Source organism: Citrobacter sp. Cpo090 (assembly GCF_030332665.1).
Taxonomy (GTDB): Bacteria; Pseudomonadota; Gammaproteobacteria; order Enterobacterales; family Enterobacteriaceae; genus Citrobacter; species Citrobacter portucalensis.
This window is the reverse complement of sequence record NZ_JAOWHK010000013.1, coordinates 107,671-131,075: the sequence shown is the minus strand read 5'-3', so window position 1 is coordinate 131,075 and position 23,405 is coordinate 107,671. Positions and strand designations below refer to the sequence as shown.

Below are 23,405 nucleotides of genomic sequence, written 5' to 3'. Positions count from 1 at the left end.
CTGGTATGATTCAGCAGGTAAATACCTATCAACTCAACCCGAGGCTTTGATGCTGGAGAATGTAATCATCTGATAATCAGCTTCCCGACCTTTTTCAGGCCGGACTGGTTATCAATGCGCCGAAATCGAATGCGGACACCGCTGTGTGTTTGCACGTTTTGCACATGATGATTAAACAGGTTTTCCAGTATGAATTTATCCCGTCAGGAACAACGTACCTTACACGTTCTCGCCAAAGGTGGCCGTATTGCTCACGTCCGCGATGCATCTGGTCGTGTCACTTCCGTCGAATGCTATAGCCGCGAAGGGCTGCTGCTCTGCGACTGCACGCTCGACGTATTCAAAAAGCTCAGAACGAAAAAACTGATCAAATCCGTCAATGGTCAGCCCTACCGCATCAATACCACTGGGCTGAACAACGTTCGCGCCCAACTGGATAATCGCTAAGGAGAGAGAGATGGATATCCCGAAGATTTTTACAATCAGCGAAAGCGCACATCGCATTCATAATCCATTCACCGCACAGAAATATGCAACGTTAGGTCAGGTTTTACGCATGACCCCAGGAATCCGCATCCTGGATCTCGGCAGCGGCTCTGGCGAGATGTTGTGCACCTGGGCACGCGATCATGGAATTTCCGGTGTTGGTATCGATATGAGCCAGTTATTCAGTGAGCAAGCCACCCTGCGGGCAAGTGAATTGGGCGTCACTGAGCACGTGCGTTTTATTCATGCCGATGCAACAGGTTATATCGCCGAAGAAAAATTCGATATTGCCGCCTGCGTTGGTGCAACCTGGATTGCCGGAGGCGTGGCCGGAACGGTCAAACAACTGGAACAAAGTCTCAAACCAGGCGGGATCCTACTCATCGGCGAACCGTACTGGCGTCAGATGCCCGCAACGGAGGAGATCGCTAAGGCTTGCGGCGCGACTTCAGTGACTGATTTTCTTTCTCTGCCAGAACGCGTTTCATCTTTCGACCTGCTCGGTTATGACGTGGTTGAAATGGTACTGGCTGACCAGGAAGGTTGGGACAGATACGAGGCGGCAAAATGGTTGACGATGCGCCGGTGGCTGGAGGCAAATCCGGACGATGAGTTTGCCCCGGAAGTCAGAGAGCAACTGAGAAGTTCACCAGCACACCACGTTGCCTTCACCCGTGAATATTTTGGCTGGGGCGTGTTCGCACTCATGCAGAGGTAATATGTACTGTCGGTATAGCCAGACAGGTTATACCGACTTTTTCATCACGTCGTCGCTTACTTCATTAATACTTCAACAAATTTAGCTAACCATTGCGGATGCGCGGGCCATGCTGGTGCCGTCACCAGATTGCCATCAACGTGGGCCTGATCAATGCCAATATCGGCATAATGTCCACCGCTCAGACGAACTTCAGGCGCACAGGCCGGATAGGCGCTACAGGTCCGGTTTTCTAACACCCCCGCCGCCGCTAACAGTTGGGGCCCATGACAAACCGCGGCGATAGGCTTACCGGCAGTGTTGAAATCTTGCACCAGCTTAATGACATCTGGATTCAACCGGAGATATTCCGGAGCACGCCCGCCAGGGATCAACAGTGCGTCGTAATCGGCGGCCCGCGCCTCGGCAAAATTCGCATTCAACGTAAAACGATGCCCCGGCTTTTCACTGTATGTCTGTGCCCCATCAAAATCGTGAATGGCAGTTTGAACGTAGTCACCCTGATTTTTATCCGGACAGACGGCATCCACACGATGCCCTAGCATTTGCAAAGCCTGAAAAGGCACCATCGTTTCATAATCTTCGACATAATCTCCGACCAGCATCAGTATCTTCTTCATTCACATCCCCCACTCACGGTTATTAATGATGAGAAATAACGACCATCTTTACTATAGTCCACACGGTTCATGGCATTAATAAATACAACAGAACAATCGGCCAGATCACAATCCGCGGCAAGGCCGCGTCAGGCAAGGCTTCAGAGCCAACGGTGCGACATATGTTCATGCTGATAAATATAAATTATATATAAATATATAGTTGAGAAATTTTAATAGTAGTCAATTTCACTCATCATATAAAACTAAGAGATTGCAACATATATCTCCTGTGCTATATTCCACATGAAATTTACCCGCGATCACTTTATTTATTATTAAATATTTAAAATACGCAGAATATTAATTCTCTATTATTATTTTATTCATCCAATATCAGATGAGTATTCGCAAAGGTTAATCCTATGATGACAAGACGTTCGTTCGTCAGGCAAGGTCTGGTGACCTCAACGAGTATGCTAGTCGCCGGTATGACAGGCATCAGTTTTAGCCAATTTGCCCGCGCAACAGAGAACCACCGCTGGCAAATGCCGGATGAAGGCGCACCACATGCGGCAACCTGGATGGCGTTTGGTGCCAGTGCGGAGATTTGGGAACCTCATCTGCTGCCGGTGGTGCAGGAAAACCTGGCGTTAGTTGCCAAAACCATCGCCGCATTTGAACCCGTGAATATGTTAGTACGCGAAGAAGACAGCGAACTCGCCGCGCGTTTGTGCGGACCGTCGGTCAATCTTCTGGTTCAGCCGATAGACGATCTGTGGATCCGCGACACCGGGCCGGTGTTTGTGAAAAGCGCCAGCGGTGCGCTCGGCGGTGTGGGATTTAATTTCAATGGCTGGGGGAATAAGCAAGAGCACGAACGCGATGCCGATGTGGCTGAATTCGTTACTGATTACGTTCAGGCCGAGTTTATTCGCTCGGCGCTAACACTGGAAGGTGGCGGTATTGAGGTGGATGGTGAAGGTACAGCAATCATCACCGAGAGCTGCGTACTTAATTCCAACCGTAATCCTGGCGTCAGCAAAGCCGAATGCGAAGAAGAACTTAAGCGACTGCTAGGTCTGGAGAAAATCATCTGGTTGCCGGGTATTGCCGGTAAGGATATTACCGACGGCCATACAGATTTTTATGCCCGATTCACGCATCCGGGTACGGTGGTGGCGGGTCTTGAGCAGGATCCGTCTTCCTTTGATTACGCGATCACCCGGCGTCATCTGGACATATTACGGGCCGCCACGGATGCCAAAGGCCGCCGGTTGAAGGTAGTCACGCTGGAAGGACCTTCTACCATCCGCCAGACTTATGCGAGTGATGATTTCGCCGCGGGGTATATCAATTTTTATCTGTGTAATGATGCCGTCATTGCACCGCAATTTGGCGATAAGCGCACCGATCGTAATACCCACGCTATTTTGCAGGAGCTGTTTGCCGATCGTGAAATTATACAACTGAACATTGATGGCATTGCGGCTGGCGGCGGCGGCATTCACTGCGCAACGCAGCAGCAGCCTCGTTAATGATTAACAATTGAGTGTGTTGTAGGAAGGTGGGGAAACTCACTTTCCTCACAATGACAGAATGATTCCCTTAGAAAGATGCCTCCGTAGGTTAATTTTTAATAAACAAAGCATTCAATTAACATTTATGAAATAAACACCATTAAAAAATAACACTTTAATAGCTTTCATCGATCTTTCGTGGTATTTATGATCTGCTAAACCTATCGATAAAATCTATCAAAAGATTTACATTGATCGTTATTATCGATCGTATATTCTGTCTTAAATAATGGCTGCTGACGGAGTTTTTATTATCAGCACAGCCACAAAGATTGTTCTCCCCTGCGTTGTGAAACACAGGGAAATTATCGAGGGTTACCTTGAAAAAATTCATGTAACATATTTTAGAATGGTTTTCAATTAGCGAAAACATCCAAAAATACACATTTCAAGCCTCCAGTCTAACCTGCTTTAAGTAGATGGTTTAAATCGAGAACGGTGATAAATCACTGAGAATTGCGAATGATGATATTGCTAAAAAAAACGGAAAATATAAATTTCATTAATACATTTAGAGAGTATTTTTGTGTCGGCATCGCGTTTTTTGCATTACAGTTGGTCGCTGGTCATCTCAGTAAGCAGGAGGATGTTGCGGGTATAACACTGCATTTTTACGATCTCACTTTACCTCTCATTTCTGCACTGCTGGTTTTATACCGGCAAAAGGCGCTGCCCATTTTGGGTGCCTTTTTCTTGTATGCGCTTTACTCTTACCCTTTATCTTCGGTATTCACGCTAACGGCTCAGTTACTGGCTGCTCTCATTAGCCAGACACTCTACTTTTTCTCGACAGGCAAACGAGGCGCGGTTAGCTTTGGTCGTAGCCAGCTTACAATCCTGCGTATTATCTGGCTCGTGTGTTGCAACGCCTTACTATTCATCTCGATTGATCACTGGTTTCAATCGAACACTGCCTCTGCACCGATCGCAAACCTTTTTACTCTGCAAACATTAATAAACTTACAGTGGTTGATGAACTCTTGCCTGACTGGCATCCCTTTTTGTTATCTGTTGCTTAGAAGTGTTCAAAATCCTGCATGGTGCATTCTATACACCAGACAAGTGAAGGCGCTGATAAAATCCGGCCCTCCTATATTGCATCAAGTATTATGGCTGGTGCTGTTACTCTGCATTATGTCCGCTTTGATCGTCATCAGAGAAGATATTCTTATATTTACAGACTATTCATTACTGTGGTTACTTCCAGTAATGCTGTGGGGAGTGATCTGCATTGGCCATGCTTTTATATCCCCGGTATGGGTAACAATGCTCATCTTGTTGGGATATTATATAAACAGTTATATTCCGCCTGCTAACTATAATAATTATTTACACAGTCTCGTGATTTCCTCCACGATAGTGTTTGTCTTTTCTCTTACGATTGTTGTTACCGGTGTACTTGTGGTCCGTAACCGAAAATATCTCCGCCGCCTCAAACAACTTTTTAGATCAGAGCCTAACACCGGACTGCCTAACTTTCAGGCCCTGCAAATGGACATCCGTAAACACGTAACAGAGTGCTTATGTTACATCCGTTGTACAGAGTTGAATACGCTTGAGCAAACTCATGGAATAGAATTTCGTTTTGAATTTGTAAAAGCGCTAAGCGCATATGTACGTAAATTGATTAAGGGTACAGGTGATATTTATTACGCCCCAGGTCATGGAATAATTCTTCGCCTTAATGCTGTCCCTGACATTCCTGATTTCTACAAAGAGCTAAACTCTTTTCGTTTTATCTGGAAGGACTACCAATTAGGGCTATCTTGTGGTGTGGCATATACCACCGAGAAAAACCTGATTAAAAATTTATCTCAAGCAATTAAGCATCTTAATACCCAAAGCTACATCTCGTTAATGCAGGGGCAACCGTTGTTACTCAGCCCGCAAGTGCCAGGTGATAAAATTGTCAGTCAGGCTGTCATTCGTCATATGTTGCAAAAAGCAATTGACAGAAAGTCGTTTGAGCTTATGGCTCAACCCATCGTATCAACGATGCTGGTTGTTCAGCCGATCGTTTCAACCACGGGACTGACACGTTATCACGAGATACTTATTCGGATAAAAATGGTTGATGGTAAGTTAATCTTTCCAGATACCATCCTCCCGGTTGCTCGCGAGGCAGGATTACTTCCTGCGCTAGATATCACTGTCATAGAGCAAACATTTCGTTTTATACAGTCACGGCAGAAATCTGACCCGAACAGTCATTTCTCCATTAATCTGACGCCAGATTCACTTAATAAAATTGATTTTCTTGATAATGTTTTCACACTGTTTAGAAAATACTCAATAGCACCTGAACGTATAATTTTTGAAGTCATTGAGACAGATATCATTGACAACGCAAATGTCACTGATGTTCTGAGAGCACTACGTAAAGCCGGTTCTAAAATTGCTATTGATGATTTTGGCACAGGAGCGTCAAGCTATTCACGACTACGAACGTTAGACGCAGATATTCTGAAAATTGATGGCTCCTTCATCCGTAATATACTGACCGATGAATTTAGTCGATGCGCTGTCAGATCCTTCTGCGAAGTAGCAAAACTCAAAAACATGGAAGTAGTCGCTGAGTTTGTTGAAAATGAGGAAATTGAAAAGATGCTAATTACGATGGGTATTGGTTGGTTACAGGGATACCATATAGGGAAACCCGTTCCTATTGAGTTGGCTGAATTATAATTCAGTAATTATAATAATAATGATATTCCTACATTGATTCACTTACCGGCTCCCGTGCCGGTTTTTTTATTCCCTAAAGTAAGCAGTACATTAATTAAAGCAGGTATGCCGCGATCGTTTGCCGCGACATACCGTGTTTCATTTTTAAGCCAACTCAACCAAACACGTCGACCGATTCCGTATCCATCACTCCCATGCCCGTTCGGTTTTCGCGGCGTCAAACTGCGGCGGCGGTTTGCGAAAACGTCCGGTCAGCCAGGCGAGATACACCAGCCCAACGCCGGCCCATACCAGACCCAGTGTCAGCGATGTCACCTCAAGATTCACCCACAGTACGGCAACCGTGGCAGCACCGACCATCGGCAATACCAGATAGTGCAACTTCTCCTGCCAGGTATGCTTGCGTCCTTCACGACGCCAGAAGTGGTTAAACACCGAGAGATTAACAAACGTAAAGGCCACCAGCGCACCAAAGTTAATCAACGCCGTGGCTGTCACCAGGTCAAAAAACAGGGCCGACAGCGCCACAATACCGACCATGATGACGTTCAACGCGGGAGTACGCCATTTGGGATGGACATAACCAAAGTACTTCTCCGGGAAGACGTTATCGCGGCCCATCACGTACAGCAAACGCGAAACGCTGGCATGCGACGCCAGACCTGAAGCCAGCGTATTCACAAAGGTGGTACACAGGAAAATAGACTGGAACAGTTTGCCGCCGACGTACAGCGCAATCTCCGGCAGCGCCGCATCCGGGTCTTTGAATCGGCTAATGTCCGGAAAGAACAGTTGCATAAAGAATGAGGCGGCAATGAAGATCAGCCCACCGTACAGCGCGGTAAGGAAAATAGCTTTTGGAATGGTGCGCGCAGCATCCGGCGTCTCTTCAGAGAGGGTCGTCACCGCGTCAAAGCCGAGAAACGAGAAGCAGACGATGGTCGCCCCAGTGATAATCGGGATTAAATGCGCATTCTGGCTGACAAACGGTTGCAGCGACCAGACGGTCCCGACCCCTTCCCCTTTGTGCAGCCCCTGTACCACAAGGAAAATGAACACCACGATTATTGCGACCTGCACCAGGACAAACAGCGCATTGAAATTCGCCACCAGATTAACGCTTTTCAGATTGGCTGCGGTAAGGATCGCGACGAACATCACCACCCAAATCCAAGGAGCAACCCCAGGGAACAGCGCAGAAAGGTAAATTTTCGCCAATAGTACGTTAATCATCGGCAGGAAAAGGTAGTCAAGCAGTGACGACCAGCCAACCATAAACCCGACATGTGGGTTGATCGCTTTTTGCGCATAAGTATAGGCCGAACCGGCCTGTGGAAACTGTCGCACCAGCTTTCCGTAACTGATGGCAGTAAACAGTACTCCTGCCAGAGCCAGCAGGTAAGAGGCCGGAACATGGCCATTGCTGATACCCGAAACAATGCCAAAGGTGTCAAACACCGTCATCGGCGTGAGATAGGCAAGCCCCATCACCACCACCTGCCACAGCTTCAGGGATTTACGCAGCTGTGCTTTGCCCGGCTGAGCAGAGAGATCCGCAGAAGAATTAGTCGACATAGCTTCCCTCCCCGCGACGAGTCCAGATCTGCGTTCGAAACGTGGGTACTGCAGACCTGGGTCGTGTCGGGGAGGAAAGCCATAATAAAGGCGTCAATGTTGTGCGGCACAGATGCGGTCCGTAATTACTGCGGGAGCCATGGATGCTCACGCGGGGCGGTTTTTTAAACATTGGCATCATCACATTTCCTCGTCACAAACTCTGTCGGTTATCTGAAGACCCGTTGTCGCCCGCGCTCCATTACGCGACATCCGGGAAATGGCAGGTATTCCTGCAATTTTTACGGGCTGGCTCCGCTCAGCCCGCATGATGCGACTTCTTTTTCAATGACCTGTACAACGGTCAGGCGTTTTTCAGCATCCACTCAATTTCAGTGTCGGTTATCAGACGTTCAAACTGGATAAGCTCATCGTTTTTACAGGCGTGATACACATGGCTAAACCGCTCCCCGAGCAACTCACGCAGATGATCGTTTTGCATGAACTCCCACAGCGCATCGCTCTGGCGGATCGGGAACGGTAGCCCTTCCTGCTCCAGTCCGTTGCCTTCTACTTCTTCCTGCAATGGCAACTCGTTATCCAGACCGTGAAGGATCCCCGCCAGGATGGTCGACATCACCAGATACGGGTTGGCATCAGCCCCCGCTACGCGATATTCAACCCGATGGTTATCACGATCGCCGCAGGGAATACGCAGCGCCACCGTACGATTGTTATGCCCCCAGGAAGCCTGAGTCGGCACATACATCCCCGGCTGGAAGCGGCGATAAGAGTTCACATTCGGCGCCAGCAGCGCCATTGATGCGGGCATCAGATCAATCATCCCGGCAAGCGCACGCTTAAGTAACATGGAATCATCGCCATTCGCATCGGCCAGCACGTTCTCGCCTTTATTGTTCATGACGCTGATGTGGATATGCATCCCGCTACCGGCATGCTCCTCATAAGGCTTTGCCATAAACGTGGCATGCATCTTATGTTTCTCGGCCACCAGCCGTACCAGACGTTTCAGCGCCAGTGCGTCATCGCAGGCGTCGAGCACGTTGTCGGTATGGTAAAGGTTGATTTCAAACTGCCCTGGGGAGGCTTCAGCCACCGCGCCGTCAGCCGGGATCAGCTGTAAACGGGCCAGTTCATCGATATCGTTCAGCACATCAGCAAAATGGTTCAGGTTATCAACCGAGTAAACCTGACTTTGGGTATTTCTGTCGTCCGTTCCCGGCGCGCACGGCGGCTGCAAATAACCTTCGGGATCGCGCTTACGATCGAGTAAATAGAACTCCAGCTCTACCGCTACGACGGGGAACAAACCGCGCTGGCGAAGTTTCTGCCAGAGTCGGTTAAGAACGTTCCGCGGCTCAACGTCAAAGGGAGCGCCATCTTCATCCAGCATCGTCAGCATCATCTGCGCAATAAATTCCGGATCGGCAGCCGAAGGGGTTAACGTACCAGGCACAGGTACACAGGTCCGATCCGGTTCGCCAAGCTCCTGGCCTAATCCCGCCTCTTCCACCACATTGCCCAGGATATCCATCGCGAAAACGGATGCCGGGAAATAGCAGCCTTTCTCTAACTTATGCAATCCCGCAACGGGAAGGCGTTTACCGCGAAAACAGCCATTAAGGTCGGTTAACAACACATCCACATACTGCGTATTAGGATAGCGTTCCAGATACTGCTTAACTTCGCGCGCAAACGCGCTACTTCGTCTCTCTTCAGAATGCTGAACAAAATTCTCAACTTCTACGATATTGGTTTCCATGATTCACCGCCGTTGGCCTGGTAAGCTGTTCTGTGATTTGACTGTTAAATATAATGTCCACCATTCGACTCTGGATGCAAACAAATTGTTTGTCAAATGTTAAATTAAGTTTGCTGGAAGGTTATTTCGCTGCTAGATTGAGAAAATAATGAACGGAATGGCACAACAAGGAACCGTTTGGCAATAATTTATTCCAAAACGTGAGGTCGATCATGGGCAATATATTTGACAATCCAGTTATTGGTGTAGTGATGTGTAGGAACAGGCTTAAGGGTCACCAGACCCAGACTCTGCAAGAAAAGTACCTGAATGCGGTATTAAATGCCGGTGGATTACCGATAGCGCTTCCCCATGCGCTCGCGGAACCCGAATTGCTGAACGCGCTGTTACCGAAACTGGATGGTATCTTCCTGCCAGGAAGCCCAAGCAATGTGCAGCCGCACCTCTATGGTGAAAATGGCGATGAGTCTGACGCCGATCCCGGGCGTGATCTTCTGAGCATGGCGCTAATTACCGCCGGACTCGAAAGGCGCATTCCCATTTTCGCCATCTGCCGGGGCTTACAGGAATTAGTTGTCGCCACTGGCGGGACTCTGTATCGTCGCCTGTGCGATCACTCGCAGTTCCTGGAACATCGTGAAGATGCGGAACTCCCGGTGGAGCAGCAATATGCGCCATCTCATGAAGTCCAGGTTCAACAGGGAGGATTGCTATCTCAGTTAATACCAGGTTGCAGCACGTTTTGGGTTAACTCCTTGCATGGACAGGGCGCAAAAACCCTTGGCCCGCAGCTGCGCGTGGAAGCACGCTCGCAGGATGGATTAGTGGAAGCAGCCAGCGTGCATGACCATCCTTTCGCGCTCGGCGTGCAGTGGCACCCGGAATGGAACAGTAGCGAATACGCCCTGTCGCGTTTGTTACTTGAAGGTTTTATCACCGCTTGTCAGAACCACCTCGCTGAAAAACAGCGACTCTGACCACTACAGTTAAGGAAATGCAATTATGAGCGATGACGGCCTGGCGCCGGGTAAACGTTTGTCAGAGATCCGCCAGCAATTGGGTCTTTCGCAGCGTCGTGCCGCCGAACTGTCTGGGTTAACGCATAGCGCCATCAGCACCATAGAGCAGGATAAAGTCAGTCCTGCCATCAGTACGCTGCAAAAGCTATTGAAAGTATATGGGCTGTCGCTCTCCGAGTTCTTCGCGGAACCGGAAAAGCCTGACGAACCGCAGGTGGTTATCAATCAGGATGATTTGATTGAGATCGGGAGTCAGGGAGTATCCATGAAGCTGGTACACAACGGAAATCCGAATCGTACGCTGGCAATGATGTTTGAAACCTATCAGCCGGGCACGACAACCGGGGAGAGAATTAAACACCAGGGTGAAGAGATTGGCACAATACTGGAAGGTGAAGTGATACTGACCATCAACGGTCAAACGTATCCTCTTGTTGCTGGGCAAAGTTATGCCATTAACACCGGCATACCACACAGCTTCAGCAACACGTCGGCAGGGATCTGCCGCATCATCAGTGCCCACACTCCCACCACTTTCTAATAAGTAGCGGCCTGAGTTTCTCAGGCCTTCTTAAATAACGCGCATTAACAGGGTACATCCCTGGGGCATCGTGCAGCCTGATTTTGCCTGAAAAAGATCAGCAACGAACTTTATCTTATTGATATAAAAGGAGTAGCTATGAACTTTCAGAATCTTAAATATTGGCGTGAGAAAGCCAGCCATTATTCACCAGAGACCCGTTTATTTATTAACGGCGAATATTGTGCCGCCGCCGATAATGAAACCTTTATTACGTTGGATCCGGCAGGACAACGTCCTCTGGCTAAAGTCGCCCGCGGTAAAAAAGCGGATGTGGACCGCGCGGTCACCGCAGCCCGTACCGTGTTTGAACGCGGAGACTGGTCGCAAGCCTCACCCGCAGAGCGCAAAGCGGCACTGCACAAACTCGCCGATTTAATGGAGCAGCATCACGAGGAGCTGGCGCTACTGGAAACGCTCGATACCGGTAAACCGATTCGCCATAGCCTGCGTGATGATATTCCCGGCGCGGCCCGCGCTATCCGTTGGTACGCCGAAGCTATAGATAAAGTCTATGGCGAAGTTGCCACCACCTCGGTGAACGATCTGGCGCTGATTGTCCGCGAACCGGTGGGCGTGATTGCGGCCATCGTGCCGTGGAATTTTCCCCTGCTACTGGCCTGCTGGAAACTCGGCCCGGCACTGGCGGCGGGCAACAGCGTGATCCTCAAGCCTTCCGAAAAATCACCGCTGACCGCCATTCGCCTGGCTGCGCTGGCTAAAAAAGCAGGTTTGCCCGATGGCGTTCTCAGCGTTGTTAGCGGGTATGGTCACGAAGCGGGCCAGGCGTTGTCACAGCATCCGGATGTTGATGTGATCACCTTCACCGGCTCGACCCGCACCGGCAAGCAACTGCTCAAAGATGCGGGTGACAGCAACATGAAACGCGTCTGGCTGGAGGCCGGAGGTAAAAGTGCCAACATCGTGTTTGCCGACTGCCCGGATCTGCCGAAAGCCGCCGCTAATGCAGCGGCAGGTATCTTCTATAACCAGGGCCAGGTTTGTATCGCCGGAACGCGCCTGCTGCTGGAAGAGAGTATTGCTGACGAGTTCATCGCCCTGCTGAAAGAGCAGGCAAAAAACTGGCAGCCTGGCAACCCATTGGATCCGGAAACCACGATGGGCACGCTTATCGACAATGCGCATGCCGACACCGTGCACGGTTTTATTCGCGACGGCGAAGCGCAAGGCACGCTGGCGCTGGATGGCCGCAGCCACGTACATCCTGCCGCTATCGGTCCGACTATTTTTGTCGATACCGCACCGCAGGCCCACGTTAGCCGTGATGAAATCTTCGGTCCGGTACTGGTCGTCACCCGTTTTAGCAGTGAAGCCGAAGCCCTGGCGTTAGCCAACGACAGTGACTACGGCCTCGGCGCCGCAGTCTGGACCCGTGATTTATCGCGCGCTCACCGCATGAGTCGTCGCCTGAAAGCCGGTTCGGTCTTCGTGAATAACTACAACGACGGCGATATGACCGTGCCGTTCGGCGGTTATAAGCAAAGCGGTAACGGGCGCGATAAGTCCCTGCATGCGCTGGAAAAATTTAGCGAACTGAAAACCATCTGGATCTCCCTGGAGTCTTAATCATGACTGAACATACCAGCAGTTATTACGCCGCAAGCGCCAATCAGTACGAACCGTTTCCGACCCTTAGCGAATCGGTTAGCTGTGATGTTTGCGTCGTGGGCGGTGGTTATACCGGACTCTCCTCCGCCCTGCATTTAGCGGAAATGGGTTATGACGTGGTGTTACTGGAATCCGCGCGTATTGGTTTCGGGGCCAGCGGACGTAACGGCGGTCAGTTGGTGAACTCCTACAGTCGCGATATCGACGTTATCGAACGTACCTATGGCCCGGACGCCGCCAAAATGCTTGGCAGTATGATGTTTGAAGGCGGCAATATCATCCGCGAACGCATCAAGCGTTATCAGATCGAATGTGACTATCGCCCCGGCGGGCTGTTTGTGGCGCTAAACCACAAACAGATGGAAACGCTGGAAGAGCAAAAGTCGAACTGGGAACGCTACGGCAACACGCAGCTTGAACTGTTAGACAGCAGCGAAATTCGCCGCGAAGTCAGCAGCGATCGTTATGTCGGCGCGCTGCTCGACCACAGCGGCGGCCATATTCATCCGCTGAACCTGGCGATTGGCGAAGCTAACGCCATTCGTCTGAACGGTGGGCGCGTCTTTGAACAGTCGCCAGTCACCCGTATTCAGCACACCAGCCCGGCGGTGGTCAGCACTGAAAAAGGTCAGGTGACGGCCCGCTTTGTGATCGTCGCGGGCAACGCCTACCTCGGAGACAAACTGGAACCTGCGCTGGCAAAAAGCAGCATGCCGTGCGGCACGCAGGTATTAACCACCGAACCGCTGTCGGCGGAGATGGCGCGCTCGCTGATCCCGAAAAACTACTGTGTGGAAGATTGTAACTACCTGCTGGATTACTACCGTCTGACCGGCGATAACCGCCTGCTGTACGGCGGTGGCGTAGTCTACGGCGCTCGCGATCCGGATGATATTGAGCGTCTGGTGATGCCGAAACTGCTGAAGACCTTCCCGCAATTGCAGGGGGTAAAAATTGATTACCGCTGGACCGGTAATTTCCTGTTAACGCTGTCTCGCATGCCGCAGTTCGGCCGTCTTGATACCAACATTTACTATATGCAGGGCTACAGCGGCCACGGCGTGACCTGTACTCACCTGGCAGGGCGCCTGATTTCCGAACTGCTCCGCGGAGATGCCGAGCGCTTTGACGCGTTTGCCAAACTGCCGCACTACCCGTTCCCGGGAGGCCGAAGCCTGCGCATTCCGTTTACCGCCATGGGGGCGGCATATTACAGCCTACGCGATCGCCTTGGGGTTTAAGTTCTTCCGCGATAAACCCGACGCACAGGGTGGTCCCCCTGTGCGTTTTTTTATTCCTGGAAAGCGAAAAACAGATAACAGGCACGAAAATATCGCAATAGGACATAACCACACTCTTTGCATTGTTTCTCTACTCCGATCGGATACGCTTTTTTAGATATCGCTGGCGGCATGCGCCAGAACTCAACGGGGGAAGAAACGCGTGTTATGAATACGAATAACGAGGAGACCTTTTATCAGGCGATGCGCCGCAAAGGCGTGAGCAGACGCAGTTTTCTCAAATATTGTAGCCTCGCGGCTACATCGCTGGGGTTGGGAGCCGGAATGACGCCCAGAATTGCCTGGGCGCTGGAGAACAAACCCCGGATCCCGGTAGTCTGGATCCACGGGCTGGAATGCACCTGCTGCACCGAATCATTTATCCGCTCCTCTCACCCACTTGCCAAAGACGTCATCCTCTCCCTGATTTCCCTCGATTACGACGACACCCTGATGGCCGCCGCCGGAACGCAGGCCGAAGAGGTATTTGAAGACATTCTGAGCCGCTACCACGGCCGATATATTCTGGCAGTCGAAGGCAACCCTCCGCTGGGCGAGCAAGGGATGTTTTGCATTAGCGGTGGGCGTCCGTTTATTGAAAAGCTAAAACGAGCCGCCGCAGGTGCCAGCGCGATTATCGCCTGGGGAACCTGCGCCTCCTGGGGCTGCGTGCAGGCAGCCCGGCCTAACCCCACCCAGGCTACGCCGATCGATAAGGTGATCACCGATAAGCCGATCGTGAAAGTGCCCGGCTGCCCGCCGATTCCGGATGTCATGAGCGCCATCATTACCTACCTGGTGACGTTTGACAGGCTGCCTGAACTCGACCGTCTTGGGCGTCCGCTGATGTTCTATGGTCAACGTATCCACGACAAATGCTACCGCCGCGCCCACTTTGATGCCGGGGAATTCGTTGAGAGTTGGGACGATGACGCCGCTCGCAAAGGCTATTGCCTGTACAAAATGGGCTGCAAAGGGCCAACCACCTATAACGCCTGCTCCACCACCCGCTGGAATGGCGGCGTTTCCTTCCCCATCCAGTCCGGCCACGGTTGTCTGGGATGTTCGGAGAACGGCTTCTGGGATCGCGGTTCGTTCTACAGCCGCGTGGTCGATATTCCACAGATGGGAACGCATTCAACCGCCGATACCGTGGGCCTCACCGCGCTTGGCGTCGTGGCGGCCGGTGTCGGCGTCCACGCGGTCGCTAGCGCCGTCAATCAACACAACCGCCACAAACAGCAATTAAAAGACGCCGGACAACAGTCGCCAGACCATAAGGATAAACAGGCATGAGCAATTCGTATCAAACCCAGGGATATACGGTCAATAATGCCGGTCGCCGCCTGGTTGTCGACCCCATCACGCGCATCGAAGGCCATATGCGTTGTGAAGTGAACATTAATGAGCAGAACATCATCACCAACGCGGTTTCTTGCGGCACCATGTTCCGCGGGCTGGAGATCATTCTACAGGGGCGCGACCCGCGCGATGCCTGGGCGTTTGTCGAACGGATTTGCGGGGTGTGCACCGGCGTACATGCGCTTGCTTCGGTCTATGCCATTGAGGATGCGATTGGCATCAAAGTGCCCGACAACGCCAACATCATTCGCAATATTATGCTGGCGACGCTGTGGTGCCACGACCATCTGGTGCACTTTTACCAGTTAGCCGGAATGGACTGGATTGACGTGCTGAATGCCCTGAAAGCAGACCCGCGCGCCACATCGCAGCTGGCACAAAGCCTTTCAGCCTGGCCGATGTCTTCTCCGGGCTACTTCTTTGACGTTCAAAATCGCCTGAAGAAATTTGTCGAAGGTGGTCAACTGGGGATTTTCCGCAACGGTTATTGGGGACATCCGCAGTACAAGCTGTCGCCAGAGGCCAACCTGATGGGCTTTGCCCACTATCTGGAAGCGCTCGATTTTCAGCGCGAGATCATCAAAATCCATACGGTGTTTGGCGGTAAGAATCCGCATCCGAACTGGATTGTCGGCGGTATGCCATGCGCTATCAATATCGATCAGAGCGGCGCGGTTGGCGCAGTCGATATGGAACGCCTGAACCTGGTGCAGTCGATCATCACCCGCACCGCCGACTTCATCAACAATGTCATGGTGCCTGACGCATTGGCTATCGGCCAGTTCAATAAACCCTGGAGCCAGATTGGCACCGGGCTTTCTGATAAGTGCGTTTTAAGCTACGGCGCGTTCCCGGATATCGCCAATGACTTCAGCGACAAGAGTCTGTTGATGCCTGGCGGCGCGGTGATTAACGGTGATTTTAACAACGTCATGCCGGTGGATCTGGACGATCAGCAGCAAATTCAGGAGTTTGTCGATCATGCCTGGTATCGTTATCCGGACGATCAATTAGGCCGTCATCCGTTCGAAGGGATTACTGAACCCTGGTATAACCCGGGCGATGTCAAAGGCAGCGATACCGATATCAAGCAGCTCAACGAACAGGAACGCTACTCGTGGATTAAAGCCCCGCGCTGGCGCGGACACGCCATGGAAGTTGGGCCGCTGGCACGTACGCTGATTGCCTATCACAAAGGGGATGCCGCCACGATTGAATCCGTGGATCGCATGATGTCTGCTCTCAAGCTGCCGCTATCGGGTATGCAATCAACGCTGGGGCGTATTTTGTGCCGCGCGCACGAAGCACAGTGGGCCGTGAGCAAGCTGCAATACTTCTTCGACAAGCTGATGACCAACCTGAAAAACGGCAACCTGGCGACTGCAAATACCGAAAAATGGGAGCCTGAAAGCTGGCCGCAGCACTGTCGCGGGATCGGTTTTACCGAAGCGCCGCGCGGAGCATTAGGCCACTGGGCATCGATTCGCGACCAGAAGATCGACCTGTATCAATGCGTGGTGCCGACCACCTGGAATGCCAGCCCGCGCGATCCGAAGGGACAAATTGGCGCTTACGAGGCGGCGCTGATGGGCACCCAAATGGCAATACCGGATCAACCGCTGGAGATCCTGCGCACCTTGCACAGCTTCGACCCCTGCCTGGCATGTTCAACCCACGTACTCGGCGACGACGGCAGCGAACTTATCGCCGTCCAGGTTCGCTAAGCGTTAAGGAACGGAACGATGACTGGAAAAACATCCCCACGCGTCGGGGAGGCGCGTGATACCGCCACCAGCCACTATGTGTTTGAAGCGCCAGTACGCTTGTGGCACTGGCTGACGGTGGGCTGCATGTTGGTTTTGATGGTGACCGGATACTTCATTGGCCGACCGCTGCCGTCGGTCAGCGGTGAGGCCACTTATCTGTTCTATATGGGCGATATCAGACTGGTACATTTCGCCGCCGCCATGGTGTTCACGGTGATACTGCTGATGCGCATTTACTGGGCCTTCGTCGGTAATCGCTATTCACGTGAACTGTTTATCGTGCCGGTCTGGCGGCGCAGCTGGTGGCAGGGTGCGTATTCTGTGGTGCGTTGGTATCTGTTTCTGGAAAAAAAACCGGGAGATGATATCGGTCATAACCCCATCGCGCAGGCGGCGATGTGCGGTTATTTCCTGCTTTCCGTTTTTATGATCCTCACCGGTTTTGCCTTATACAGCGAACATAGCCAGTACGCCATTTTTATCCCTTTCCGCTATGTGACGGAGTTTTTCTACTGGACCGGCGGGAACTCTCTCGATATCCACAGCTGGCATCGGTTAGGGATGTGGTTCATCGCCGCCTTCATCGTAGGCCATGTGTATATGGCGATTCGTGAAGACATCATGTCTGACGAGACCGTCATCTCAACCATGATTAACGGCTTTCGTAGCCATAAATTTCCCAAGGGTCAGCACGATAAGGAGGCGTCATGAGCGAACCTAACGTCATCGTGATGGGCTTAGGCAACCTGCTGTGGGCAGATGAAGGGTTTGGTATTCGCCTCGCCGAGCGCCTGTACGCCCGCTACCACTGGCCAGAATCGGTAGAGATTGTCGACGGCGGCACGCAGGGGCTGAATCTGCTGGGCTATGTTGAGCAGGCCAGCCATTTGCTGCTGCTGGACGCCATCGACTACGGACTTGAGCCGGGAACCTTGCAAACTTACGCCGGTGAAAAAGTCCCGAGCTACCTCAGCGCCAAAAAAATGAGTCTGCATCAGAACAGCTTCTCCGAAGTGCTGGCTCTGGCGGATATTCGCGGCCATCTGCCCGCACACATCGCACTGGTGGGACTACAGCCGGTACAACTGGACGACTATGGCGGCAGCCTGACCGACATCGCGCGCGCTCAGCTCCCGGCGGCGGAACAGGCCGCGCTTACGCAACTGGCCGCATGGGGCATTGCGCCACAGAAAATCGATGAAATGCGTTGCCTGAACTATGAGTGTCTGTCGATGGAAAACTATGAAGGCGTGCGTATTCGCCAGTATCGCGTAACGCTGGAGAGATAAGCAACATGTTGAATGACAAACCGTTTTCTGCGCTATGGCAGCGTATGCTGGCCAGGGGCTGGCATCCTCTGAGCGCATCTGAACTGGATGACTGGATAACCCGCGTGCGTGATGGCGTGGTCCTGCTCAGTAGCGATCCCCGCCGTACACCGGAAGTCAGCGATAACCCGGTCATGATTGCCGAGTTGCTCCGCGAGTTTCCCCAGTTTGACTGGCACATCGCCATGGCGGATCTTGAACACAGCGAAGCGATCGGCGATCGCTTTGGCGTGTTCCGTTTTCCGGCTACCCTGGTGTTTACCCAAGGTAAGCTGCGCGGCATTCTCAGTGGCATCCACCCGTGGGCCGACCTGCTCAACCTGATGCGTCCCTTCGTTGAACAACGTATACCGCCGGAGTCTGCATGATGAGCGATTCCTTTTTTCATCTGCTGGGACCGGGAACGCAGCCGGACGATGACAGTTTCAGCATGAATCCCTTGCCCCTCACCTGCCAGGTCAACAGCGACCCCAGCATGGCATCACTGGAAAACTGTCCGCACAGCCCGGCGGTGATGGCATTGTTAACCGACGTCCGCCACCAGCTCGCCCAAAGAATTCCCGCTAAACAGGACGTACTGGGATGGGATTTATCCGCGCTCAATGCAGACGATCTCACCTTTCTGAATACGCTGCTCGGCGAAGGCGAAGTTTCCGTGCGCATCCAGCATGCTGACGGCAGGGCGAGCGTGATTCAGGAATCGATTTTCTGCGGCATCTGGCGGGTGCGTTGTCAGAATAACAAAGGGCAATGGGAGGAACATCTGGAAGCAGGCAGTGCGCCACGGGCGCTGTGGCAGGCGGCAACAATCAATACGCTGCCGGACGATAGCCTGCTGCCTCCGCCTATAGATGGGTTGATGAATGGCCTGACGCTGGCCCAGGAACTGCTGGCGCACGTGCGCGATCCGGCAGCACAACCCCATAGCATTAACCTCACCCAACTGCCGATTAGCGACGCGGATCGCCTGTTCCTCGCCCGCCTGTGTGGCGAAGGGCGCATTCAAATCCGCACCATCGGCTACGGCGAGAGCCAAATCGACGCCACGGCGCTGCGCCATGTCTGGCATGTTCGCTGTCTGGATACCCTGAAAGGGCTTCTGCTTGAGAGTTATGAGATCTGTCCGTTGCCGGAACTGGTGTTGGCCGCACCGGAAGATTTGCTCGACTCGCTCGAGCGCCTGAATGAAGTCTGCGGCTGGCTGGCATCTGGCCCGCCTGCCTGATCCCCCTCTTTAGACCCGCGTACTTTTCTACTGCGGGTCTGGCGTTTTCTTCCTTACCTATTCACTCTCTAATGCCTGATGGAGTTCGCATGTGGGACGTCATTGACCTATCGCGCTGGCAGTTTGCGCTGACCGCGCTGTACCATTTTCTGTTTGTTCCCCTGACGCTGGGGCTGATTTTTTTGTTGGCCATCATGGAAACCCTGTTCGTGGTGACCGGCAAAACAATCTACCGCGACATGACGCGTTTCTGGGGAAAGCTATTCGGTATTAACTTTGCGCTCGGCGTGGCAACCGGCCTGACCATGGAGTTTCAGTTCGGTACTAATTGGTCGCTCTATTCCAACTATGTAGGCGATATTTTTGGCGCTCCGCTGGCGATGGAAGCCTTGATGGCTTTCTTTCTTGAATCCACCTTCGTTGGACTGTTCTTCTTCGGCTGGCAGCGCTTAAACAAGTATCAGCATTTACTGGTGACCTGGCTGGTCGCGTTTGGCTCCAATATCTCGGCCCTGTGGATCCTCAACGCCAACGGCTGGATGCAATATCCAACAGGCGCTCACTTTAATATTGATACCCTGCGCATGGAGATGAGCAGCTTTAGCGAGCTGGTCTTTAACCCCGTCAGCCAGGTGAAATTTGTGCATACCGTGATGTCCGGTTATGTCACCGGCGCCATGTTTGTGATGTCCATCAGCGCCTGGTATTTGCTGCGTGGTCGCAATCGCGAGTTCGCTCGGCGTTCCTTCGCGGTGGGTTCCGTCTTTGGCACGCTGGCTATCCTCGGCACGCTACAACTGGGTGATAGCTCAGCCTATGAGGTCGCCCAGTTCCAGCCGGTAAAACTGGCGGCAATGGAAGGCGAATGGCAAACCGAACCGGCCCCCGCGCCCTTTCATGTCATCGCCTGGCCGCAGCAGGAGCAAGAACGTAACGCCTTTGCCGTGAAAATACCGGCCCTGCTGGGTATTCTGGCGACCCACTCGTTAGATACGCCGGTTCCGGGGCTGAAAAACCTGATGGCGGACGCGCTCCCCCGCCTGCAGCGGGGCCGGGAAGCGTGGCTGCTGATGCAGGAAATCGCCAGAGGTAACCGCACGCCTCAGGTACTGAACGCTTTTCACGCTGTGGAGAAAGATCTGGGTTACGGCATCCTGCTGGCGAACTACGCGCCTGACATGAACCACGTTACACCAGCGCAATATCAGGCCGCGCAACGCGGCGCCATTCCACAAGTGGCCCCCGTGTTCTGGAGCTTTCGCATCATGATTGCATGCGGCTCACTTCTGCTACTAGTGATGGCGATTGCGTTGATACAGACCTTACGCTGGCGTATCGACCAGCATCGCTGGGTACTGCGCATGACGCTATGGAGCCTGCCGCTCCCGTGGATTGCCATCGAAGCTGGCTGGTTTATGACGGAGTTTGGCCGTCAGCCGTGGGCGATTCAGGATATTTTGCCGACCTGGTACGCCCACTCCGCGTTAAGCGCAGGTCAGCTGGCCTTCTCCATGGGGCTCATTCTCACGCTTTACACCCTGTTTTTAATTGCCGAAGTCTACCTGATGCAGAAATACGCCCGCCTTGGTCCAGATGCAATGCATAACCAAGAACCCGCGCAACAACAGGGATAAAGGAGACAATCATGTTGGATTATGAAACGTTGCGGCTCATTTGGTGGCTGCTGATTGGCATCATTCTGGTGGCCTTTATGATCACTGACGGATTTGATATGGGGGTCGGCTGCCTGTTGCCGCTGATCGCGCGAAACGATGATGAGCGACGGGTGTTGATTAATAGCGTCGGGGCACACTGGGAAGGCAACCAGGTATGGCTCATTCTGGCGGGCGGTGCATTATTCGCGGCCTGGCCGCGGGTCTATGCCGCCGCATTTTCGGGGTTTTATGTGGCGATGATCCTGGTGCTGTGCGCCCTTTTCTTTCGCCCGTTGGCCTTTGATTATCGCGACAAAATAGCCAATGCACGCTGGCGTGCTATGTGGGACACCGGGTTGGTTATCGGGAGCCTGGTCCCTCCTGTTATCTTCGGCGTCGCGTTCGGCAACCTGTTCTTGGGCGTGCCTTTTATCTTCACACCACAGCTTCATGTGCAATACCTGGGCACCTTCTGGCAGTTACTCTCACCCTTTGCCCTGCTGTGCGGCGCATTAAGCCTGATGCTGGTTATTCTGCAAGGGGGCGTGTGGCTCCAGTTGAAGACCGACGGCATTCTTCAGCAACGCGCGCTCTCTGCTACCCGTCGCAGCGCGATGCTAATAGTGCTCTGCTTCTTGTTAGCCGGTTACTGGCTATGGACGGGGATCGACGGCTATGTGCTACTTACTCAGGATCCTAATGGTCCTTCCAACCCGCTATTAAAAATGGTAACTACCTCACCGGGCGCGTGGATGGCGCACTATTATCAGTCACCACTGCTGTTAATTATTCCGCTGCTTGGCATGATTTTCCCGATGCTCGCGATCTATGCCTGCGGGCAGCGTCGGACCGTATGGGGATTTTTGTGCGCTTCACTGACCCAGGCCTGCGTGATCTTCACCGCCGGAATCACCCTGTTTCCATTTGTGATGCCTTCAAGCGCGTATCCGCTCTCCAGCCTGACGGTGTGGGACAGCACCTCCAGCCAGATGACACTCAGTATCATGCTGATTATTGTGCTGATTTTTCTACCGATCGTTCTGCTTTATACCGTGTGGAGTTATTACAAAATGCTGGGACGAATCAACGTAGAAACGATCCGCCGCCACAATCACGAACTTTACTAGGGAGGACTGTACGATGTGGTATCTGTTTTGGTTTGTCGGCATTCTGCTGATGTGTACGCTCTCCACGCTGGCGCTGGTCTGGCTTGAGTCGCGGCAGAAATAATACTGCGCCAGCGCTACACTTTCTGGCTCCCCGGTTTATTCGGGGAGCTTTTTTATCCCCTTTCCATCAGCTCGCCAAGGCGCTTTATCTGCCGTCCCTGGTTATCGAAATTACGCTCATCGAGCCACAGATCGTAGGCCGGTCGAAGTGTCGGGTACTCAGCGTCAATGATTGAGTACCATGCAGTATCTCGATTACGCCCCCGCGTGACGACAGCCTGACGAAATATGCCTTCAAAACTGAAGCCAAAGCGCTCCGCCGCCCCACGGGAAGGCGCATTAAGCGCATCGCATTTCCATTCAAAACGGCGATAGCCCAGATCCTCAAAAACGTACTTTAAAAGCAATGATATGACTTCCGTTGAAATTCGCGTGCGTTTCATGCGTACGGAGTAAGAAACATGCCCTACCTCAATCACACCATTTGCGGGATCAATACGCATCAGTGCAAACGTACCAACAGGTTTCATACTGGTTAAATCGATCACGGCAAAATGCATCGGATCTGTCTGTTCTTCCATGTTTATTAAATAAACCTGGAAGGCATCAAAAGTTTCAAAAGGCCCGACCGCCAGATATGTCCAGTCGCGACAATCGCTAGCTTCGCAGTACGCTTCATACAGATCTTTTGCATGGCGTTCGGCGTTAATGCGTTCAAGCTTACAATAGCGACCTGTAATTTGCTGAGCCTGTGGAAAGGGTGCGCCTTTCCAGTCAGACAAAGTCATACCTACGGGTTGTTGGAATTGATTAAAGACGCCCGGCATATCTGTACCTCTTACAAAACAGAACTAAACCAGCGCAGGGTATGATCAAACTGAGCGGCCCAAAAGAACCACAATGCGTGTTTTTAACGGATCCACACTATTTAATTGTACAAAAAACAAACTCTATATTTTTGCCCGTAGCGAAAGAAACGTATTTACT

General features: G+C 52.2%; 21 protein-coding genes. 17 read left to right on the top strand and 4 right to left on the bottom strand.

The window, feature by feature from the left end; all coding sequences use genetic code 11:
- Positions 1-189 precede the first annotated feature (189 nt).
- Both OGY83_RS00695 and OGY83_RS00690 read left to right on the top strand, forming a co-directional pair.
- Positions 190-447 carry a YjhX family toxin gene (locus OGY83_RS00695; protein ID WP_003021255.1) on the top strand — a complete coding sequence of 86 codons (258 nt, stop codon included), beginning with the start codon at positions 190-192 and terminating at the stop codon, positions 445-447.
- Positions 448-457: 10 nt separating this feature from the next.
- A complete protein-coding gene (locus OGY83_RS00690; RefSeq protein WP_286634900.1) occupies positions 458-1,204 on the top strand; it encodes an SAM-dependent methyltransferase in 747 nt (248 codons plus the stop codon).
- Between the two features lie 56 nt (positions 1,205-1,260).
- Here OGY83_RS00690 and OGY83_RS00685 read toward each other — a convergent pair whose 3' ends face one another.
- A complete protein-coding gene (locus tag OGY83_RS00685; RefSeq protein WP_079940179.1) occupies positions 1,261-1,824 on the bottom strand; it encodes a DJ-1/PfpI family protein in 564 nt (187 codons plus the stop codon).
- A 404-nt stretch (positions 1,825-2,228) separates the two neighbouring features.
- Between OGY83_RS00685 and OGY83_RS00680 the strand changes: the two genes are divergently transcribed.
- Both OGY83_RS00680 and OGY83_RS00675 read left to right on the top strand, forming a co-directional pair.
- The gene (locus OGY83_RS00680; RefSeq protein WP_286634898.1) at positions 2,229-3,341 is read left to right on the top strand and encodes an agmatine deiminase family protein; all 1,113 of its coding nucleotides are present in this window, start codon (positions 2,229-2,231) and stop codon (positions 3,339-3,341) included.
- 504 nt (positions 3,342-3,845) lie between these two features.
- Positions 3,846-6,068: an EAL domain-containing protein gene (locus OGY83_RS00675; RefSeq protein WP_286634897.1), complete on the top strand. Its 2,223-nt coding sequence runs from the start codon at positions 3,846-3,848 to the stop codon at positions 6,066-6,068.
- Between the two features lie 186 nt (positions 6,069-6,254).
- Here the strand turns inward: OGY83_RS00675 and OGY83_RS00670 are convergent, their stop codons facing one another.
- Both OGY83_RS00670 and OGY83_RS00665 read right to left on the bottom strand, forming a co-directional pair.
- Positions 6,255-7,643 (bottom strand): APC family permease, encoded by a 1,389-nt coding sequence (locus tag OGY83_RS00670; RefSeq protein ID WP_079939356.1) that lies wholly within the window; start codon positions 7,641-7,643, stop codon positions 6,255-6,257.
- Between the two features lie 343 nt (positions 7,644-7,986).
- Positions 7,987-9,405: a glutamine synthetase family protein gene (locus tag OGY83_RS00665; RefSeq protein WP_123268925.1), complete on the bottom strand. Its 1,419-nt coding sequence runs from the start codon at positions 9,403-9,405 to the stop codon at positions 7,987-7,989.
- Positions 9,406-9,617: 212 nt separating this feature from the next.
- On the opposite strand from OGY83_RS00665, the gene puuD reads away from it, so the two are divergent.
- The 13 genes from puuD (at position 9,618) to cbdX (ending at position 22,479) form a co-directional block, all read left to right on the top strand.
- Positions 9,618-10,382 carry a gamma-glutamyl-gamma-aminobutyrate hydrolase gene (puuD, locus tag OGY83_RS00660; protein ID WP_230122270.1) on the top strand — a complete coding sequence of 255 codons (765 nt, stop codon included), beginning with the start codon at positions 9,618-9,620 and terminating at the stop codon, positions 10,380-10,382.
- 25 nt (positions 10,383-10,407) lie between these two features.
- On the top strand, positions 10,408-10,965 hold the full coding sequence (gene puuR / locus OGY83_RS00655; RefSeq protein ID WP_003830877.1) for an HTH-type transcriptional regulator PuuR: 558 nt from the start codon (positions 10,408-10,410) through the stop codon (positions 10,963-10,965).
- Between the two features lie 138 nt (positions 10,966-11,103).
- On the top strand, positions 11,104-12,591 hold the full coding sequence (puuC, locus tag OGY83_RS00650; protein ID WP_286634893.1) for an aldehyde dehydrogenase PuuC: 1,488 nt from the start codon (positions 11,104-11,106) through the stop codon (positions 12,589-12,591).
- A 2-nt stretch (positions 12,592-12,593) separates the two neighbouring features.
- Complete coding sequence (locus tag OGY83_RS00645) at positions 12,594-13,874, top strand: NAD(P)/FAD-dependent oxidoreductase (protein WP_016155784.1); 1,281 nt, start codon at positions 12,594-12,596, stop codon at positions 13,872-13,874.
- Between the two features lie 207 nt (positions 13,875-14,081).
- The gene (hyaA, locus tag OGY83_RS00640) at positions 14,082-15,209 is read left to right on the top strand and encodes a hydrogenase 1 small subunit (protein ID WP_123269007.1); all 1,128 of its coding nucleotides are present in this window, start codon (positions 14,082-14,084) and stop codon (positions 15,207-15,209) included.
- Positions 15,206-16,999 (top strand): Ni/Fe-hydrogenase large subunit, encoded by a 1,794-nt coding sequence (gene hyaB / locus OGY83_RS00635; protein WP_123268927.1) that lies wholly within the window; start codon positions 15,206-15,208, stop codon positions 16,997-16,999. Before hyaA ends, hyaB begins: the two co-directional genes overlap by 4 nt.
- Positions 17,000-17,017: 18 nt before the next feature.
- Complete coding sequence (gene hyaC / locus OGY83_RS00630) at positions 17,018-17,752, top strand: Ni/Fe-hydrogenase b-type cytochrome subunit (protein WP_213753002.1); 735 nt, start codon at positions 17,018-17,020, stop codon at positions 17,750-17,752.
- Positions 17,749-18,330 (top strand): hydrogenase 1 maturation protease, encoded by a 582-nt coding sequence (gene hyaD, locus OGY83_RS00625; protein ID WP_286634890.1) that lies wholly within the window; start codon positions 17,749-17,751, stop codon positions 18,328-18,330. Before hyaC ends, hyaD begins: the two co-directional genes overlap by 4 nt.
- A 5-nt stretch (positions 18,331-18,335) precedes the next feature.
- The gene (gene hyaE / locus OGY83_RS00620) at positions 18,336-18,737 is read left to right on the top strand and encodes a hydrogenase-1 operon protein HyaE (RefSeq protein ID WP_286634888.1); all 402 of its coding nucleotides are present in this window, start codon (positions 18,336-18,338) and stop codon (positions 18,735-18,737) included.
- The gene (locus OGY83_RS00615; protein ID WP_286634916.1) at positions 18,737-19,594 is read left to right on the top strand and encodes a hydrogenase expression/formation protein; all 858 of its coding nucleotides are present in this window, start codon (positions 18,737-18,739) and stop codon (positions 19,592-19,594) included. The genes hyaE and OGY83_RS00615 overlap by 1 nt, the downstream gene beginning before the upstream one ends.
- Before the next feature lie 89 nt (positions 19,595-19,683).
- Positions 19,684-21,228 (top strand): cytochrome bd-II oxidase subunit 1, encoded by a 1,545-nt coding sequence (gene appC / locus OGY83_RS00610; protein WP_286634887.1) that lies wholly within the window; start codon positions 19,684-19,686, stop codon positions 21,226-21,228.
- Positions 21,229-21,239: 11 nt separating this feature from the next.
- Positions 21,240-22,376 (top strand): cytochrome d ubiquinol oxidase subunit II, encoded by a 1,137-nt coding sequence (appB, locus tag OGY83_RS00605; RefSeq protein WP_286634885.1) that lies wholly within the window; start codon positions 21,240-21,242, stop codon positions 22,374-22,376.
- A gap of 13 nt (positions 22,377-22,389) precedes the next feature.
- Positions 22,390-22,479, top strand: coding sequence for a cytochrome bd-II oxidase subunit CbdX (gene cbdX, locus OGY83_RS00600; protein ID WP_016151902.1), 90 nt, complete (start codon positions 22,390-22,392; stop codon positions 22,477-22,479).
- A gap of 52 nt (positions 22,480-22,531) precedes the next feature.
- On the opposite strand, the gene OGY83_RS00595 is transcribed toward cbdX, so the two are convergent.
- Positions 22,532-23,245 carry a GNAT family N-acetyltransferase gene (locus tag OGY83_RS00595; RefSeq protein WP_286634881.1) on the bottom strand — a complete coding sequence of 238 codons (714 nt, stop codon included), beginning with the start codon at positions 23,243-23,245 and terminating at the stop codon, positions 22,532-22,534.
- Positions 23,246-23,405 lie beyond the last annotated feature (160 nt).

Coding starts and splice junctions, on each gene's coding strand:
- OGY83_RS00695 (WP_003021255.1), top strand. CDS start 190: ATGAATTTATCCCGTCAGGAACAACGTACCTTACACGTTCTCGCCAAA.
- OGY83_RS00690 (WP_286634900.1), top strand. CDS start 458: ATGGATATCCCGAAGATTTTTACAATCAGCGAAAGCGCACATCGCATT.
- OGY83_RS00685 (WP_079940179.1), bottom strand. CDS start 1,824: ATGAAGAAGATACTGATGCTGGTCGGAGATTATGTCGAAGATTATGAA.
- OGY83_RS00680 (WP_286634898.1), top strand. CDS start 2,229: ATGATGACAAGACGTTCGTTCGTCAGGCAAGGTCTGGTGACCTCAACG.
- OGY83_RS00675 (WP_286634897.1), top strand. CDS start 3,846: ATGATGATATTGCTAAAAAAAACGGAAAATATAAATTTCATTAATACA.
- OGY83_RS00670 (WP_079939356.1), bottom strand. CDS start 7,643: ATGTCGACTAATTCTTCTGCGGATCTCTCTGCTCAGCCGGGCAAAGCA.
- OGY83_RS00665 (WP_123268925.1), bottom strand. CDS start 9,405: ATGGAAACCAATATCGTAGAAGTTGAGAATTTTGTTCAGCATTCTGAA.
- puuD (WP_230122270.1), top strand. CDS start 9,618: ATGGGCAATATATTTGACAATCCAGTTATTGGTGTAGTGATGTGTAGG.
- puuR (WP_003830877.1), top strand. CDS start 10,408: ATGAGCGATGACGGCCTGGCGCCGGGTAAACGTTTGTCAGAGATCCGC.
- puuC (WP_286634893.1), top strand. CDS start 11,104: ATGAACTTTCAGAATCTTAAATATTGGCGTGAGAAAGCCAGCCATTAT.
- OGY83_RS00645 (WP_016155784.1), top strand. CDS start 12,594: ATGACTGAACATACCAGCAGTTATTACGCCGCAAGCGCCAATCAGTAC.
- hyaA (WP_123269007.1), top strand. CDS start 14,082: ATGAATACGAATAACGAGGAGACCTTTTATCAGGCGATGCGCCGCAAA.
- hyaB (WP_123268927.1), top strand. CDS start 15,206: ATGAGCAATTCGTATCAAACCCAGGGATATACGGTCAATAATGCCGGT.
- hyaC (WP_213753002.1), top strand. CDS start 17,018: ATGACTGGAAAAACATCCCCACGCGTCGGGGAGGCGCGTGATACCGCC.
- hyaD (WP_286634890.1), top strand. CDS start 17,749: ATGAGCGAACCTAACGTCATCGTGATGGGCTTAGGCAACCTGCTGTGG.
- hyaE (WP_286634888.1), top strand. CDS start 18,336: ATGTTGAATGACAAACCGTTTTCTGCGCTATGGCAGCGTATGCTGGCC.
- OGY83_RS00615 (WP_286634916.1), top strand. CDS start 18,737: ATGAGCGATTCCTTTTTTCATCTGCTGGGACCGGGAACGCAGCCGGAC.
- appC (WP_286634887.1), top strand. CDS start 19,684: ATGTGGGACGTCATTGACCTATCGCGCTGGCAGTTTGCGCTGACCGCG.
- appB (WP_286634885.1), top strand. CDS start 21,240: ATGTTGGATTATGAAACGTTGCGGCTCATTTGGTGGCTGCTGATTGGC.
- cbdX (WP_016151902.1), top strand. CDS start 22,390: ATGTGGTATCTGTTTTGGTTTGTCGGCATTCTGCTGATGTGTACGCTC.
- OGY83_RS00595 (WP_286634881.1), bottom strand. CDS start 23,245: ATGCCGGGCGTCTTTAATCAATTCCAACAACCCGTAGGTATGACTTTG.